Raw genomic sequence first — 15876 nt, 5'->3', positions numbered from 1 at the left:
AATATTTAAATGTGTCGCTATATTGATCCGTTTCGGCATAGTTCATAGATGCACTCTTGACTTTTATCATAAGCGATTATGCGAACATGATATCACAGCCATAATAACGGTTCTCCCATTACCAGTTAAAGCAGCTACATTTTTAGTAACTGAGCGCGCTGCTTTAAAAGGCAATGATGAAGTTAATTGGAATAGTTTAGGTAAAGTATTTAATCCCTCTGCTCCTGCTTTTTCTGCTTTTTTACCTAACTCTTTTCTAGCAACATCGCAACGTGGTTTAGGGTTACTATTAATTGAATTCTCGCAAGGCTTAAATTTATTATTAGTCGCCACCACACTTGTGGCATGGGGAATTAATGTCAGTCAACCAATATTGAACAGCTTGATTTCCTAGATGACACCTCCAGAAGGACAAGGGCAAATATTAGGAATTGCCAGTTCTTGCTCTGCATTGGCACGTATCGCTGGGCCAACGTGGGCAGGAGTTAGTTTTATGAAATTTGGGAGTTCTGCTCCTTTTTTGAGTGGATTTATAGTAATGTTGGTAGCTTTGACTCTTAGTTTGCGAGTGACTAAAAACGCCTCTGAGTCCAACACTGAACGTGTTGTCTAAAAATCTAGGTATTAATTAAGAATTACGAATTACGAATTACGAATTAATATGATAGGTCGCCGAGTATTATTTTTAGGCATATTTGTAAACATCCTCCTCACCTACGCAATTTGGATCGGTGGGAGCATTCCTGCAAGCATCATCAAACTTCCTGACCAAGGATTAAACTGGTACTACTGGAAGCTTCCCCAACCAACCTTTTGGAGCCGAGCGACGGCTTGGGGCATGTACCTTGAGCATCAGTTTAGCATCTGGGCGTGTATCTTGTGGGCGCAGCGATCGCAGTTGAAATACAAATCAGTGTTGCACCCGATAAATTACCTCATGCTTGCCATTAATGGTATATTCATCGCTTTACACTTTCTCCAGACATATATTTGGTATGATGCTCTAGCTCAGGATACTTCAATTTGGGCTTCTCAAGGTGCGGTTGTATTTCTACTAGTTTTCGTACTAATTTTAGAAACGCCTCGACGCGGTTTGTTTTTTGGCAATTCTGTTCCATTTCATCAACAGTTTTTGCAAATTATCAAGCTGTACCACGGCTACTGTTTCTCCTTTGCCGCTATCTACACCTTTTGGTATCATCCAATGGAAGCGACTATGGGGCACTTAATTGGTTTCCTCTATATGTTCTTGCTTCTGCTCCAATCGTCGTTGATATTTAACCGCACTCATGTAAACCGTTGGTGGACATTTATTTTAGAAATTACGGTGCTTTTACATAGTGTCGTTGTGTCGTTGATGCTAGGACAAAGCAAGTGGCCGACATTTCTCTTTGGTTTTCTTGGTATTCTCGTGCTTACTCAACTTCACGGTTTACCTGTAGGTATCTTGACTAAACGTACTATCTACGCAGCCTTTTTAGTGAGTGTACTGGCTGTTTATGGATTGACAGAACGCGGCTTGGACAGAATGAATTTACGAAGTAACCTATATTCCTTTAATTGAGTTTGGGCTAGTTGGCGCAATTTACTTAATCTTCCTATTCATCTTATGGACAATTTCTCGTTTACCTGTCAAGACGTAATATGATGTTAGCGTTGTTAACTCGTTGAACTCTAGCAGGCTGAATTTAAAAATTAGGATAAAATATTAACTCATCTGGGTTATTTAAGATAAATTTTAAAGAATTGAAATATTGTTTAAGTGTCCATAATTATGTCCCTTATTATCACGTTGTATAGGAGAAGAAGCATTCTGTTTTGAAAGAATTGATTCTGCCCAATTATTAAGACTTCTCTCAGAAATCCAATGTTCAAATTCATGTAGAGAATGCACAATTGGCGGTATATTCAAACCCATACGAGAGCAATAGTCAGTTTGCTTTACCATCTCCTCAAATACTGTAGATGCAGCAATACTGTCATAAAAAGTCAAAATAAGAGGAATCACTGGCTTGTCGTAAAGTTTTAAAGCTTCTACTGTGTTGCAAATTTGCTCAAATGCAGAATGAATTCGACACCAAATATCAGCAAGTTTATCAGCATGAAAATATGCGCTTGTATCGGCAGACATAATACTAATTTTGCATTCTAATACGATATATGAACTTGAAGTTTCAATAATAAAATCAGCACGCTTATCTTTGCTAGAGGTAGAATTTTTTACTTCAGGAATTCTTTTAAAAGAATTAGGAATAATAAAAGGAAGAAGTGTATTTTCAAGATAATCCTCGAATGAGCGACTTAATAATCCTTCTAACTTTTTCCTAGTACTATCCTCGAAAACAAGACCTCTAATCTGATTCCAACAAGATTCAGAAAAAGAAAAGGGATCTGGCAAACAGAATCTTTCACTATTCAATTTAATAAAAGGAACTTCTAGAAAATAATTGTAAAATAGAGGTTGATAGTAATCAGGAACACTATTAAGTGTTTGATTGATTCTATTCCGAAAGGAATTATCAGCTTTCGAGGAAAAAAGCTCACTATTTTGCTTAACGAATATTTTTATATTTTCTGGGTTAATACCTTGTTTTTGAACTTCATCGTCTATATCAATAAAATCAGAAAAATCCCAAAATCCTTTTTTATTATAAAAATTGCCAAACACCACTAAGCAACCTATAATTTGTTTGAAGTAATTTATTGGACTTAGTTTTGTGCGCTCTATAAAATCATCTAAAAATTTTTTATCGGAATGTTTATCCAGTAGCTCAATAAATTTTATCGTTCGATATATGCGAGTATTTGGCTTTCCAAAACCTGCATTTTGAAAAGCTACTAGCCTTTGTAAAAATAAACCAGCTATATGAGTATGAATTACTTCTAAATCCAAAATGTTACTCAATTTTAACGACCAATTACGTGATGTTTTCTCATGTTCAATTTCCCATTTTTGGATAAAACTTAATACGATTTCTGCTTCTTTATCAAGAATAAGTTTATCTGAAATAGTATGATGTTCCCAATTATGGTAAACATTAATTAAACTGTCAAACGTCTCAACACTAATATCCCCATGCCGATAGGGATTACCTGCACTAGCTAGTAACATGAGTCGGACAGCATAATTGCGTTCAGTATTACTATGCAACCAATCTAAAGGATCTGAATATTTCGTTTCCCACTTTTGCCAGCATTTCTTAGCTCCAATCTCTAGAATGGATGTTGAGTTGTAGTGGCGAATAAACTCACGTAGCTCAGAAAAACTTTTGAAATCCATTTGCAGTTAAAGAGCAACAAGCTAAGACGGATACGTAGCAAAATTTGTATTATGTTAACATATCCCCCTTAACTAAGCCTTAAATATCTCCATAAATTAATCATGCGTTGCTCAAAACTTTTGGGAGGCACAATTCATTAATTATACCTACATCATTTTCGGTAATGTCTCTTAAAAAACTAACAATTTTACTCACCACTACTAATATTTTTTTGTTGTTGATAACGTTGTTTAAACTGCTGTTGCTGTATTTTATGATCAACAATTGGTTCAGGATAGCCAACAGCATGACGTTCTAAAGATGGAATTTTACCAGTAACTAAATATTCTGTATCTACAGACCGCAATTCTGATACCCATTGCCGAATATATTCCCCCTCTGGATCGAATTTTTGTGTTTGACTGGCTGGGTTGAAAATCCGCACAGGTTTGGGGTCCATGCCACTAGAAGCACTCCATTGCCAACCGCCATTATTAGCAGATAAATCACCATCAATCAGGTGCTGCATAAAGTATTTTTCTCCCAATTGGGGATTAATTAGCAAGTCTTTAGTGAGGAAACTCGCAACAATCATCCGACAGCGGTTATGCATCCAGCCGCTTTCGTTTAACTGACGCATTGCTGCATCCACAATAGGATAGCCTGTTCTCCCCTCACACCAAGCTTGGAAGTGTTCTTCGTTAGTTTGCCAAGGAAAATTCTTAAAGGCGTCGCGGAAAGCACCATCAGCTAATTCGGGAAAGTTATACATCGCGTGTTGATAAAACTCCCGCCAAGCTAATTCCTGTTGCCATGTGCGGATATTAACTGCTGTTTCCTGACTGCGGCTATTTTCCTGTGCTTCTATCGTGGCTTGCCAAACAGTGCGAATGCCAATTACCCCAAATTTTAAAGCTGCACTCAGTTGTGATGTACCGTCCACTGCAGGAAAATTGCGCTGTTCTTGATATTCAGTAATGGCTTTATTAGTAAATTCTTCTAATCGTTCTTGTGCCGCCGCCTCTCCTGGTGAAATAATTAATTCTCCATCCCAAATAAATCCTAAATCTTTTGCTGAAGGTAGTGCGATCGCTCCTGCAAGTTTGGCAATTTCCTGTTCAGTTTCCGTTAATCCCTCAACATTTTGCAGTGTTTCTATTGGTTGAGCCTTCGGTTTAGTAAGCCAATTTTTCCAGAAGGGGGTGTAAACCGTGTAAGGATTGTTACTACCCGTGCGTAACTCCTCTGGGGAGTTGAGAATTTGATCCCAGTTTTGGTTAAGAAACTCAATACCTTTTTCTTTGAGGGCATTTATAATGGTGCGATCGCGTTCTTGTGAATAAGGCTCTACATCCCAATTCCAAAAAACAGCTTTAGTATTTATTGCTTCGGCTAAAGCTGGTATTGCTTGTACAGGATCAGCGTGGAGGATTAACAACTGGCTACCAACTTGAGCATATCGCTCTTGGAGTTTCTGCAAACAGCCAATCATATAAGTTACTCTCACAGGAGCAACATCATCCCGTTCTAGAATATGCGGATCGAGGCAAAACACGCCCACTACCTTCGGACTCTGCCGTTTTGCCGCAGCCAGTCCCGTATTGTCAGAAATGCGTAAATCGCGCCGATGCCAAAACAGAATTAAGTCAGACATTCCATACTGGATATAGTTCACCCGTACTAGCTTAGATGCTAGTGGTACCAATAAGCATCATTCTGGCGATAAATTTATTCTTTTAATGGGTATTGGGCATTGGGAAAAGACAAAGAAGGAACTTGTTCAATAATTCTCGCCATTCCCTATTCCCCGGTTTGTCAATCGGGAATGGTGGTTTTTTAGATCAAAATTGAGTATACTCTTCTTAACAGTTAATTAGTCTTTTTGTCATGGCTAACCTACTACTTGACGACAGTACGATTGAGAGCGATTTAGGCGAAATAGCTCGTGAACTTGAGCCTCTTGGCATTCAACTCAAACACTACGACCCAGGAACATCGCTACTCTTCCCTAATCTGCTAGGCCAGGACGTTTTAACTGAGGCTGAGAAACGTTATTGCGTAGAACTCCATAACAGCGTCTTGGAATTTCTTCAGCAAGAAAATGGCGCTCTCTGGTGTGACTTACTAAATGTGCATCCAGGTTCGTTCAATCTTCACCACCTGATCACAACCTACGGTCGTTACCATACTCATCCTGCGGCTGAACCCCTCTATGTGTTGTCAGGAGAAATGATTTATGGCTTCGTGCGACCTGATGGCAGCCAGGTACAGCTTTTAGTTCAGGCACAAGACTATCTCTATATCCCCGCTGGCGTTGAGCATTGGTGCAGCCCAACTGCATCGTTGAATTTCAAAGGGATACGCTATTTTGCAATCGCAGAAGGTTGGGTTCCCAATTATACAGGGACTCAAGTGAGTGATTCGCTCCAAAAGCCGCGTTAAAGCTCATTTATGCACGTCCTTTGAATCCACCTCACGAAATCGCGTTGCTACCCCCTAAGCCTTGTGAAATGCGCTGTTTTTGAGTATATCCTGTAGTCTTTAAAGCAACAGTCTCAATTCGACTGTAAAGGAACTGGGGCAAAAGCCGAAGGAAATAGGCAGCTCCCAGGGTCAAAAGTGTACGGCGTGGTTCTTTAGAGAGAATATGCCAGTTGGTTGCTAATGCTCGATTCACTAACTTCACAGCCATTGCGCCATCTTGCAAGCTGACTGCTCTACGGGCTAAGTACCGCAACTGGTAAGCTCTAGCCAGTGTTTCCCATTGATTAACTATTTCTGGGGCGTATAAACGTGCCCTAGAGATTGCCAATTCCCAAGAATCTAACTGCTTGAGCAAGTTTGCTGATAGTCCCCCTGAATTTACCCTATATAAAGTCAAAGCTTCAGGAATACCCTCTATTTGCAGATCGCTCTTAACAGACATCCGAAACCAACATTCAACATCTGTTGAGTCACCATTAGTATGACGCGATCGCTCATCGAAATAAAAATTTTCAACTGTACCGTAAAGATTGTCTTGGAATTCAATAGCCTCAAAAACTTCTCTTTTAATTACTGCTACCGAACCATTGCTAACTGGATTGCGGCAAAGGATAATCGCTGGAGTTATTCCCTGCATCTGAGGCATTTGATAAATACCTAAAGGGTTGCCATTATCATCAATAAAAGCAGAGCGGCTAAAGCTGACCCCGACATTAGGCGAATTATCTAAATGCCTAACGTGTTTTTCTAATTTTTCTGGCAACCATAAGTCATCAGCATCTAAAAGAGTTAAATATTCTCCCTGTGCATGGCGAATACCAGTGTTTCTTGCCCCAGGTAGACCCCGATTCTTTTGACGAATAATTTTAATTCTAGAGTCTGTAAATTGCTGACAAATTTCTATACTCTTATCAGGAGTACCATCATCAATAATTAAAATCTCGAAGTTTTTGTAAGTTTGTTCAAGAGCCGATTGCAGTGTAGCAGCTATATATTTTTCTGCTTTGTAAACCGGAATAATGATAGAAACTTTCTTCATTGTTGACTATTCCTATTAATTTTATTTAATTAATATCTAATTAAATTTACTATACACTATGCAATAAATCTAATTATGCTTTAAGCATAGAAAGTTCTTAATTATTTCTACATATCTTCTTGAAGAATACGACGTTTTTGGTTAGCTCCTATATTATTTGAAACCAGAGCTTCAAATTTATTGTAAACATTTTGAGGTAAGAGTAAAAGTAAATAGGCTGCTACCAGTGTCAAAAGTGTACTTTTTGGATTTTCAAGAAGAATATGCCAGTCAGCTATTAACGCTCGATTAATTAATTTTACAGCCATTGAACCTTCTCGTAGTCGTACGGCATTACGAGCTAAATACTGCAACTGGTAAGCTCTAGCTAGTGTTTCCCCTTGAGTAAATATTTCTGGAGCGTAGGAGCGTGTCTTTTCAATTAGCTTTTCCCAAAAATCTAACTGCTTGAGCATATTTGCTGAAAGCCCTTTTGAATTAACCCGATACAAGGTCAAGGGTTCTGGAATGCCTTCTATTTGCCAATTGCTTTTAATGGAAATACGAATCCAAAATTCATTATCTTCTGATTGGAGTAAGCGTTCATCAAAATAACAATCTTCATTAGCACTGTAAAGATTATCTTGGAATTTAATCGCTTCAAGAACTTCTCTGCGAATTACTGCAGCCGAGCCATTACCAACCGGATTGCAACTGAGTAAATAGGATGGCGTAATTTCTTTAAGCTTGGGCATCTGATACGTACCTAAAGCTTGTCCAGCTTCATCAATAAAAGCAGAACGACTGAAGCTAACACCAACTGCTGGTGAATTTTCTAAGTGAGCAATCTGTTTTTCTAATTTTTCTGGTAACCAAAGGTCATCTCCATCTAAAAAAGCTAAATATTCTCCTTGAGCATGGCGAATACCAGTATTTCTAGCTCCAGATACCCCTCGATTTGCCTGGTGAATAATTTTAATTCTGGGGTCAGTGAATTGCTGACAAATATTTATACTGCTGTCCAAAGAAGCATCATCGATAATTAGAAGCTCGAAATTTGTATAGGATTGCTCAAGAACAGATTGTACAGTAGCAGCTATATATTTCTCGACTCCATAAACCGGAATAATTACAGAAACTTTTTTCATTTTCCAGACTGACTTTAGTTTCAGTTTTGATTTCAGGTTTTACTGATGTTACAGTAATCTTTGATATAGCAATGGGAATACTACCTGATGGCTATGATCGCACCTTCTAGTGATAGCATCTAAAAAAGTGAGATATTTATCCATCTGGCTATCCGTCTAGTCAGAGGACGAACCCCACATCCTAACTTTTCACCGGATAATGTAAAATATTACCGTCTGGTATTCGTTACTTAAAGAAAATTCTTGTATTAAAGAAGAACATTGCCTTCTACGTGTGGATAGTCTGATTGAAATTCTTAGCAACCGATCTATCCACTATTATCCACAATAAGACTGAGTTAACTATCCCATTGAGTTACCAAGTGGCAAGTACTACAACTTACCTCAACTAATTCTTTTTTCATGAATATTTAATTTTTGAACATGAGTAACGCGAATTTTACTAATAATCTGGAGCAAGTACCCGGAAATATTCTCTACAAGTATTTTTTTCAACAACAATTTAATAAGTAGCTTTTGAGTTTCCTTTTCCAGTAGAATTTTTGGATATAACTGAATTGCCTTCCCCAATTTTTTACTTGCTTTTTCAACTCCTTCATCACCTGTAATTCTTGTGAGGCAGAGCCGACAAGAATATCGGTAAACATAAGCTAAACTATGATTTTTCAATATTTGAATTTCTGGCGATCCTGATTGAAAAGCTCGCTCCAATACTTTGAACTGACAGTCTTCCATAAATTCAATTCTAGATGACATTGAATTTGAAGATTGACGATAAAAAATCTGCGGTTTGGTAACTACAACAAACAACCATTTTGCAGCTAAACGCAGCCAATAATCCCAATCTGCTGCTCCTGATACTGAAGGTTCAAACTCTCCTACAGATTCAATCGCTTGCTTACGAATTAAGGGATTTGAACCACTAGCAATAAAGTTCCAGGTTAATAAATTAGCCAAAACCTTACCTTGGAAAAAGATCGGCTGATCTAGATGGCAATTTCCAGTTTGTTCATCCATAAAATAAGTCCAGCTATAAGCAACACCTGCCTCTGGATTTTTCTGCAAAGCTTCTAACTGAAGTTCTAGCTTATCGGCTGTCCATAAATCGTCAGCATCAAGAAAGGCTATAAAATCTCCCTTGGCATGAGAGATACCACGGTTACGAGCTACTGATAAACCTCCATTCTCATAGGAAAAGACTTTTATACGACTATCTTTCAACTCATCCAGTAGCTTAAGAGTTCCGTCTGTTGAACCATCATTAATAACAATTATCTCAAAATCAGAAAAAGTTTGTTGTTGTACTGAGACAATTGTATCGACAATTGTGCGCTCAGAATTATAAGCGGGAATAATCACAGATATAGTTGGCATATGATTTCAATAAGTTGCTAAATTATACTAGCGAATTAGTATCAAAAGGTTGCTTTATAACAACAGCCTCTATTGCAGCCTTGAAACCGCAACAGACCTAGCCAAAGAAAAAGGTCGAGTCAAGTACTTAGCAATTTGAGGAGAAAAAACTTGCATTACCAGCCATTTTATTAAATAACGTTGAGTTACTCTTTCTAGCAAAATCTGAGGATATAAAGAAACTGTCTTCCACAATTTACGACCAGCTTGGTTGACCTGTTCTCTATTAGTTACATGAGCCAGTTCCATGCCCGTTAAATATTGATAGATATTGGCTAGGCTTCTATTTTTAAGATTTTGTAACTCTGGCGGTGCTGCTTGAAAGCCTCTTTCCAAGACAATCAGCAAATATTTCTCCATCTTCTCAACTTTAGTTGACATAGATTTTGAAGAATGACGATAGAGAATTTGAGGTTTAGGAACTACAGCAAAATCCCAATCCTCTGCTACACGAAACCAATAATCCCAATCTTCCACGGAAGAAAGTGTTGGATCAAATTCTCCAGCAGATTCAATTGCTTGTTTACGAATTAAAGGATTGGAACCATTGGAAATAAAGTTACTGAGTAATAATTTGTCATACACATTACCTTCATAGACTACATTATGACCAGGGTGAAAAATCTCTGCTGTTTCACTCATGTTCAAAGTCCAGCTATAAGCAAGTCCTGCCTCTGGATGTTTTTGCAATGCTGCTAGTTGTAGCTCTAATTTATCAGATGTCCATAAGTCATCGGCATCGAGAAATGCAATAAACTCTCCAGTGGCATGATAAATACCACGATTACGAGCTATTGATAGACCAGCATTGCTGTATGAAAAAATCTTGAGACGAGAGTCTTCAATAGTCTTCACTAATTCTAAAGTCTGATCGGTTGAGCCATCATTAATAATAATTAGTTCAAAATCAGAAAATGTTTGTTGAAGAACGGATTTTATCGTTTCTAATATAGTGCGTTCAGCATTGTAAGCGGGAATAATAACAGATATAGTTGCCATAGAGTTTAACCAGATGGAAAGTAAAAGGATTTTTGTAATTCCTAGTGTAGGTACAGAAACCAGTTAGTTTGGGAATAGTTCCAATAGTTCTTGTGCAGCCACTTGAATTTGTGAAGGTTCTTTTACAAATCTGCAAAAGGGAATTGAGTAAGTCCAAGCTTGATAAAATGCCTCATTTTTATGGTAAGCATTAGGTAGAAAGACATGAGGAATACCCATAAGAATGCAGAGAATATGGCCATGCAAGCGGTTTGTAATAATTAGACGATGCTGTTTGAATTGATACATCCCATGATGCATATAACTTAAGGATTTAAGATGCATTGAGGAGTTATATAAGCTATTGAATCCAAAGGAATAATTATGGAAGTATTTCCAAAGATGTCGGTATATCCACTCACCAGGAATCACTGTACCTTTTTGCAAACCTTCCCGAATTCGCTCCATGCGTTCAGTTGTGTCATATTTAAAAGAAGTCCAATCTTCTACAACTAAATTAGGGAGATCAATAAAAGTCTGAGAATTACTTAGATTCAACTCTTTGTCATTTCTATAATGATACAAAATAGAGTTGCTGTGGTTATATCTCGATAATAAACCAGGTAAGTTGACCATTTCAAAAGCCATATCAGGTGCTTTAATTACCTGACAGTTGTAGAAATATTTGAGAGCAAGTTCATAGCTGTATTCGTCACGGACAAACAAAGTCAAATTAGGATGTGAGTTGAATACATCTGCTGCTTCCATTAAATTAGTTTGATCAACAAAATAAATACTTTGTGGTAGGATAATTATTGGTTGATCCCGGTATTTGGAAATAATCTGTTCACGAAATTTTTGATGAGCAATCCAAAGATCGCCTAAATTCCCTCCTCCTTGCAGGAAAATAGGAGATTTTCCAATTCTTTCTTCCATTACTTTGCTAGAAAAATTATTAGGACTGGCAGTATATTTAATTTTTGTTTTTTGCACATTGATTAAATAAAGTATAGTACCTAACCCTATAAGGTGATCGCCAATATTAGGATAGTCGGGATAGTCCAGTAATGCACACTCTTGAAATGTCTTTAATTTCCCTAGTGATTTATGCAGAAGTTCTTTCAGCTGCTCCGGTTGGGTGGTAGCCATTAATTTTAGTTCCTCATTGTTATTCGTTATTTCTCAATAAATGAGTGTAGTTAAAAGAGGCTATTTCTATAAAAAGCCAAATTTTTACTTAGCTTTAATTAAATACTGAGAGCTATTTAATTTTTATTTTGCAATTGATAAAGATTGAGTTTTATCTAAAACATATTTACTAGCCCAAATGCTGTAAAGAGGTAATGCTAATAGATGAGTCATGAGCACCGCAACAGCTACCCAAAAAATTCCCCATTTCACAGCTACTAGTAATGAAATTGTAAAAATCACAGTAAAAATTAGGTTCCAGTAAAGATTAATGTGACTTTTATCTACAGAGTTAAGTAACATAGAAGCGCCATCAGCAAATGGGCGTGGTAGCGCTGACAAGCAAATAACTATCAATACTGGAATTGCTGTTACCCACTTTTGCCCAAAAACAATTGGTACATAAAATGGAGCTAGACTTGACTGTAGCAAAACCAATGGAAATACAATTAAGGCAAATGTTTTGAGGCTACTAAAATAACGTTCTTGAAACTGCTTAACGTTTCCCCGAGCAGCACAAAGATGGGGGTATAAAGACCAAGTCATTGTATTTATGACATTCATGCTGATTCCTAACCCAGCATTGAAAGCGAAATAGTAAATTCCTAGCGCCTGGACTCCTAAAAAACGTCCAATAATCAGGTAATCAAGATTAGCTCTTAGCTTATTTAGTAACTCAACGCCAAGAATATTTCTAGCATAACTAACAACTTCCTGCCACTTGTTAAAACTAAACGACATGGTAGGACGCCAAGAATGATTCATCAGATTAATAACAATCCATACTGGAGTCGTAATAACAATAGGTATAACAACAGCCCACATTCCCATACCTAATAGAGCTAAAGCTATAGTGAGAATATTGATTAAAATCGATTGCGTGGCATTGCATAATGCTGTAATTTTTAGGCGGTTTTCTCGCTGGATTAAGGCAGACTGAACTGCAAAGATTGGCAGCATTAAGTAGACTAATGCCATAATGCAGATAGGTAAGATAACTTGGTTATTACTATAAAACCAAGCAACTGGTAAAGCGGCAATACACTGAAGAAGAAACATTACTCCACATAGTATCCAATTAAGGCAGTAAGATGTCTGACAAATAATTTTCAGATCCTTCTCTGAAGCCTGAACAATCTTAGATCCAATTCCAGCTCTTAAGGTAAAAACAGTTGCAAATTCATTGGTAGTCAAAACAATTGCTATCAATCCATAATCGTAGGGATTTAACAGGTGAGATAAAGTGACTGTTGTTCCCAATCGGAATACACGATTCACTAACTCTGCTCCTCCCATCCAACCAACATTACGCACATATTGGCTAGATAATTTTTGCCTTAGCTTTTTGATTAACATGAGGGCATCCTTAAGAGACAATTATATATTTTTTATCAATTTAAAATTTAAATATAAGCAGCTTCAGGCTTTTTATTAAGAGAAGAGTTAGGAGGCTTAACTTCTTCTTTAAATGCAATTCCCATGATGATTAAACCGGGATAGTATAAGTAACCTAAAGCCTCTTGGCTATCATTAAATGTAAAAAGTAATAGAGTGACAAGAAAATACAATGCTACTCTGGCAGTTGTGCTTTTCTGTGCTTTAATCAGCAAAACTATAAAACTCAATAAAATTGGTACTAAAAAAGCAGTGAAGCCAACTATACCTTTAACAAACAAGAGACCAAACCAAGTATGGTGAGAGCCGATAGGCATTTCTGCTAATGCTTTCGGCCCTGGTGCTTCTCGAAAACCATGACCCCATATAGGAGCTTCTTTCCATTTCTCTAAGGCAATTACACCTAAGGCTTCATGCACTCGTGAAGAGTCCGGTCTAGCATTATAAAATGCTTCTTTAGTATCCTTAATAGTACTAAGAAGTGCCGTGCTAAAAATACCTGCTAAAAAGCTAACAAACCCGATCGCAATTTGCGTAGTAGGTTTAGTAATTTTTGTAAACAACAAAACTAATATAAAAACTATTGGTAAAGCTATAAAAGATAAGCGAGAAACAGATACTACACTCATAGTTAAAGAGCCGACTATACCAATCCAGCGCCACTTGTTGTTACGTTCTTCCAGAGCAAGGAAGAAGTAAATGTTTCCAATAAGACCTAGCGCAGGTGCCCAAGGTGCAAATAGAAATAGACGGACATCATTCGTACCGTAATCACTACCATAGAGATTTACATTGTAAAAAAGTTCGCCATTCTGTATTAATCTTTCAATTGGAGAAGAATATAGGTGTGCAGGCAAATGTAATATCCAAGCTAGATAAAAAAAGGGAATTAAAATCAAACTTTGAAGGCATAAGATACAGACGGCTCTATAGATTACTTGTGGTCGAATATTAAGACAGCCACTTAATGGAAATAGCGCTAACAAAGCCCAATCTGTAAACCAATTAATTAATGACCTAAGAGTTTGATTTGTACCTACCTCATAATTTATACAACCTATTAGTGTAGCGATCGCTATGACCAGAATAGAGACAATCCAAACCCAATGTATCCAATAAACTTTGATTATTTTGTCAGTACTAGTGTGCGTTGTTTGGTTCCAAAGCCGCTTACATAGGTAAAAAAACAGTATCCAGGCTAATACAAAATTTACAGGATATAAAATACCAATAAAATAAAATACATAAGTACTAATTATCCAATACCAAACAAGACTTTCTTCAAAGTTTTGAGGTTTCATTGTTCCATTCTCTTCCTCTCTGTACTCACAGTCTTATCAGATATTAAATTTTTACGTTCGCGCCACCAAAGTAACACCAGTCCAAGGGATACAAAAAGGGAGCCTAAAGTTGAACCTAGTAAAACCAATTTCTCTTTTGGTGAAGTCGGGTTCTCAGGTAATGTAGGCTGTATAACAAGTTGAATCAGTGGATAAGAGCCAAAAGTATTCGACTTGCCAATATCTAATCTGGTCAAATTGGAGGAAAAGACCGCTCCAGCAATTTGCGTATTTCGCTTGAGTGAATCTAAGGTGCTTTCCAACTGTGTTAAATTCTTCAGCCTACTCTCAAGCTGGGTAATCTGTTGTTCTATTGCTTGAGCTTGAGCGGTGAATCCCTTTTGGTCTGCCTGAGCTATAACTAGTTCTTGGGAAAGAGCGTCTCGAGGAGCGTTGTTACCAGAGTTATTGCTACTAAGGCTTAACTGCTTTAGAACTGCCAAAGTGAATTTTCGCCCTAAAAGAGACTGACCTCGAACTAGCAGGGCCTGTTGAGCAGCGTCTCTTTTCGCTTGCTCTGTAATTAATGTCGGATGGTTAGGCAGAAATCTGGATTCCAAAACAACCACAGAAGCGCTAGCATCACTATAATTTTTTAAGTTCTGTTGAAATATCTGGTCTGTTTGAAGGGTAAAAGCATCTGTAGCTTGTCCAGCAGATAGTTTTAAATTATTCGATAATTCTGCTAGGCGAGTAGTAGCCTGTTGCTGTTGACCGATTATTTCAGCTCGTTGTCTACGTAGCTGTTCAATGTTGGTTGTCAGATCCTTAATTTGATCTTCAGAGTTCAAACCCGAACGTGCTTTGTAATCGGCAAGGCGCTGATGAGTAGCTGCTAATTTTTTTTGCGAAGAAATCAGGGACGTTTGATAACCTATATCTCTTTGAACAGCTTCTTGATTTCGTAGCATGTTGAGTCTTGCTTGCAAGGCTTTGTAAAAAGCTAAAGATTTATTTTGAGCTTCCTGGGGACTTGCGCCTTCAAAGTCAACGCTCATCATGGAAGTATTAATTATTAGCTTGAGCCGAGGTTTGCCAAACTCTTCTAAAGACATATTAAGTTGATCTGCTGCCGCTTTTAATATAGGGTCGCTTTCAGCAATAAATTTATAAATTTCTCTTGGATCTTGAGAAGAAAGAGCAGCGTATGGAGACACATTTTCATAATTAGCATAGCCAATGTCTGGTAAATTAATATTGGCATTTGACCATGCTCCTGGCAGATTAACAGCTGAAGAACTAGTGTAGGTAGGTGGTGTAAGCTTTAAATAAAGGAAAGTTGCAGTCCAAAATGCTATGTTGGTCGCTAAACCTAGAAGTAAGTAACGCTGCCAACATCCTTTTCTCGCTACTAATTTTCTCAAACTGCTAGGGTAACCCGCAGAGATTTCTGTATGATTGGCCATTAAAAATCCTCTAAAGTCGGGAACTGGCTGCGGAATTACAAAGTCTAGGTGGGGTTTTGCGATTCGCCTAAGTAAACTTACAGGATCGTACTACATCTATCTTGCTTAAAAATTTATTAATAATTCTTAGTAAAGTCTCCTTCTTAAACAGCAATGAGGAAACTGCCTGATGGTCAATATTGCATCAATGCAGACAGCATCCTCTAGGGTTTAATAAAATTATCCACCCAGATATCCACCTAGTAC

General features: G+C 37.6%; 13 protein-coding genes and 1 pseudogene. 4 read left to right on the top strand and 10 right to left on the bottom strand.

Features of this window, described 5'->3' with window-relative positions:
• The 3 genes and pseudogenes from V7K60_RS21560 to V7K60_RS21550 all read left to right on the top strand — a co-directional run.
• Nucleotides 1–394, top strand: a pseudogene (locus V7K60_RS21560) (hypothetical protein); the annotation flags it as partial.
• Nucleotides 395–613: a hypothetical protein gene (locus V7K60_RS21555; RefSeq protein ID WP_334928181.1), complete on the top strand. Its 219-nt coding sequence runs from the start codon at nucleotides 395–397 to the stop codon at nucleotides 611–613.
• 48 nt (nucleotides 614–661) lie between these two features.
• On the top strand, nucleotides 662–1564 hold the full coding sequence (locus V7K60_RS21550; protein ID WP_334928179.1) for a hypothetical protein: 903 nt from the start codon (nucleotides 662–664) through the stop codon (nucleotides 1562–1564).
• Nucleotides 1565–1738: 174 nt separating this feature from the next.
• Here the strand turns inward: V7K60_RS21550 and V7K60_RS21545 are convergent, their stop codons facing one another.
• Nucleotides 1739–3280, bottom strand: a complete 1542-nt coding sequence (locus V7K60_RS21545; RefSeq protein ID WP_334928177.1) for a hypothetical protein — start codon at nucleotides 3278–3280, stop codon at nucleotides 1739–1741.
• A gap of 188 nt (nucleotides 3281–3468) precedes the next feature.
• The gene (locus V7K60_RS21540) at nucleotides 3469–4914 is read right to left on the bottom strand and encodes a deoxyribodipyrimidine photo-lyase, 8-HDF type (RefSeq protein ID WP_334928176.1); all 1446 of its coding nucleotides are present in this window, start codon (nucleotides 4912–4914) and stop codon (nucleotides 3469–3471) included.
• A gap of 233 nt (nucleotides 4915–5147) precedes the next feature.
• On the opposite strand from V7K60_RS21540, the gene V7K60_RS21535 reads away from it, so the two are divergent.
• Complete coding sequence (locus tag V7K60_RS21535) at nucleotides 5148–5702, top strand: 1,2-dihydroxy-3-keto-5-methylthiopentene dioxygenase (protein ID WP_334928174.1); 555 nt, start codon at nucleotides 5148–5150, stop codon at nucleotides 5700–5702.
• 31 nt (nucleotides 5703–5733) lie between these two features.
• On the opposite strand, the gene V7K60_RS21530 is transcribed toward V7K60_RS21535, so the two are convergent.
• The 8 genes from V7K60_RS21530 to V7K60_RS21495 all read right to left on the bottom strand — a co-directional run bounded on the left by V7K60_RS21530 (nucleotide 5734) and on the right by V7K60_RS21495 (nucleotide 15630).
• Nucleotides 5734–6783, bottom strand: a complete 1050-nt coding sequence (locus tag V7K60_RS21530) for a glycosyltransferase family 2 protein (RefSeq protein WP_334928172.1) — start codon at nucleotides 6781–6783, stop codon at nucleotides 5734–5736.
• 107 nt (nucleotides 6784–6890) lie between these two features.
• Nucleotides 6891–7910 carry a glycosyltransferase family 2 protein gene (locus V7K60_RS21525; protein WP_334928170.1) on the bottom strand — a complete coding sequence of 340 codons (1020 nt, stop codon included), beginning with the start codon at nucleotides 7908–7910 and terminating at the stop codon, nucleotides 6891–6893.
• A 384-nt stretch (nucleotides 7911–8294) separates the two neighbouring features.
• Complete coding sequence (locus V7K60_RS21520) at nucleotides 8295–9284, bottom strand: glycosyltransferase family 2 protein (RefSeq protein WP_334928169.1); 990 nt, start codon at nucleotides 9282–9284, stop codon at nucleotides 8295–8297.
• A gap of 69 nt (nucleotides 9285–9353) precedes the next feature.
• Nucleotides 9354–10322 (bottom strand): glycosyltransferase family 2 protein, encoded by a 969-nt coding sequence (locus V7K60_RS21515; RefSeq protein ID WP_334928168.1) that lies wholly within the window; start codon nucleotides 10320–10322, stop codon nucleotides 9354–9356.
• A gap of 63 nt (nucleotides 10323–10385) precedes the next feature.
• Entirely contained in the window at nucleotides 10386–11450 is a 1065-nt protein-coding gene (locus tag V7K60_RS21510; RefSeq protein WP_334928166.1) for a polysaccharide pyruvyl transferase family protein, read from the bottom strand.
• Between the two features lie 123 nt (nucleotides 11451–11573).
• Nucleotides 11574–12845: a lipopolysaccharide biosynthesis protein gene (locus tag V7K60_RS21505; protein WP_334928164.1), complete on the bottom strand. Its 1272-nt coding sequence runs from the start codon at nucleotides 12843–12845 to the stop codon at nucleotides 11574–11576.
• A gap of 47 nt (nucleotides 12846–12892) precedes the next feature.
• On the bottom strand, nucleotides 12893–14185 hold the full coding sequence (locus V7K60_RS21500; protein WP_334928162.1) for an O-antigen ligase family protein: 1293 nt from the start codon (nucleotides 14183–14185) through the stop codon (nucleotides 12893–12895).
• Nucleotides 14182–15630 (bottom strand): GumC family protein, encoded by a 1449-nt coding sequence (locus V7K60_RS21495; RefSeq protein ID WP_334928160.1) that lies wholly within the window; start codon nucleotides 15628–15630, stop codon nucleotides 14182–14184. Before V7K60_RS21495 ends, V7K60_RS21500 begins: the two co-directional genes overlap by 4 nt.
• Between the last annotated feature and the right edge of the window lie 246 nt (nucleotides 15631–15876).

Origin of the sequence: Nostoc sp., from assembly GCF_036917555.1 — a bacterium.
Classification (GTDB): Bacteria; Cyanobacteriota; Cyanobacteriia; order Cyanobacteriales; family Nostocaceae; genus Nostoc.
This window is presented reverse-complemented; position numbering and strand designations above follow the sequence as displayed.

Excerpts from the sequence above, each read along its gene's own strand:
- V7K60_RS21555 (WP_334928181.1), top strand. The coding sequence starts at position 395 with ATGACACCTCCAGAAGGACAAGGGCAAATATTAGGAATTGCCAGTTCT.
- V7K60_RS21550 (WP_334928179.1), top strand. The coding sequence starts at position 662 with ATGATAGGTCGCCGAGTATTATTTTTAGGCATATTTGTAAACATCCTC.
- V7K60_RS21545 (WP_334928177.1), bottom strand. The coding sequence starts at position 3,280 with ATGGATTTCAAAAGTTTTTCTGAGCTACGTGAGTTTATTCGCCACTAC.
- V7K60_RS21540 (WP_334928176.1), bottom strand. The coding sequence starts at position 4,914 with ATGTCTGACTTAATTCTGTTTTGGCATCGGCGCGATTTACGCATTTCT.
- V7K60_RS21535 (WP_334928174.1), top strand. The coding sequence starts at position 5,148 with ATGGCTAACCTACTACTTGACGACAGTACGATTGAGAGCGATTTAGGC.
- V7K60_RS21530 (WP_334928172.1), bottom strand. The coding sequence starts at position 6,783 with ATGAAGAAAGTTTCTATCATTATTCCGGTTTACAAAGCAGAAAAATAT.
- V7K60_RS21525 (WP_334928170.1), bottom strand. The coding sequence starts at position 7,910 with ATGAAAAAAGTTTCTGTAATTATTCCGGTTTATGGAGTCGAGAAATAT.
- V7K60_RS21520 (WP_334928169.1), bottom strand. The coding sequence starts at position 9,284 with ATGCCAACTATATCTGTGATTATTCCCGCTTATAATTCTGAGCGCACA.
- V7K60_RS21515 (WP_334928168.1), bottom strand. The coding sequence starts at position 10,322 with ATGGCAACTATATCTGTTATTATTCCCGCTTACAATGCTGAACGCACT.
- V7K60_RS21510 (WP_334928166.1), bottom strand. The coding sequence starts at position 11,450 with ATGGCTACCACCCAACCGGAGCAGCTGAAAGAACTTCTGCATAAATCA.
- V7K60_RS21505 (WP_334928164.1), bottom strand. The coding sequence starts at position 12,845 with ATGTTAATCAAAAAGCTAAGGCAAAAATTATCTAGCCAATATGTGCGT.
- V7K60_RS21500 (WP_334928162.1), bottom strand. The coding sequence starts at position 14,185 with ATGAAACCTCAAAACTTTGAAGAAAGTCTTGTTTGGTATTGGATAATT.
- V7K60_RS21495 (WP_334928160.1), bottom strand. The coding sequence starts at position 15,630 with ATGGCCAATCATACAGAAATCTCTGCGGGTTACCCTAGCAGTTTGAGA.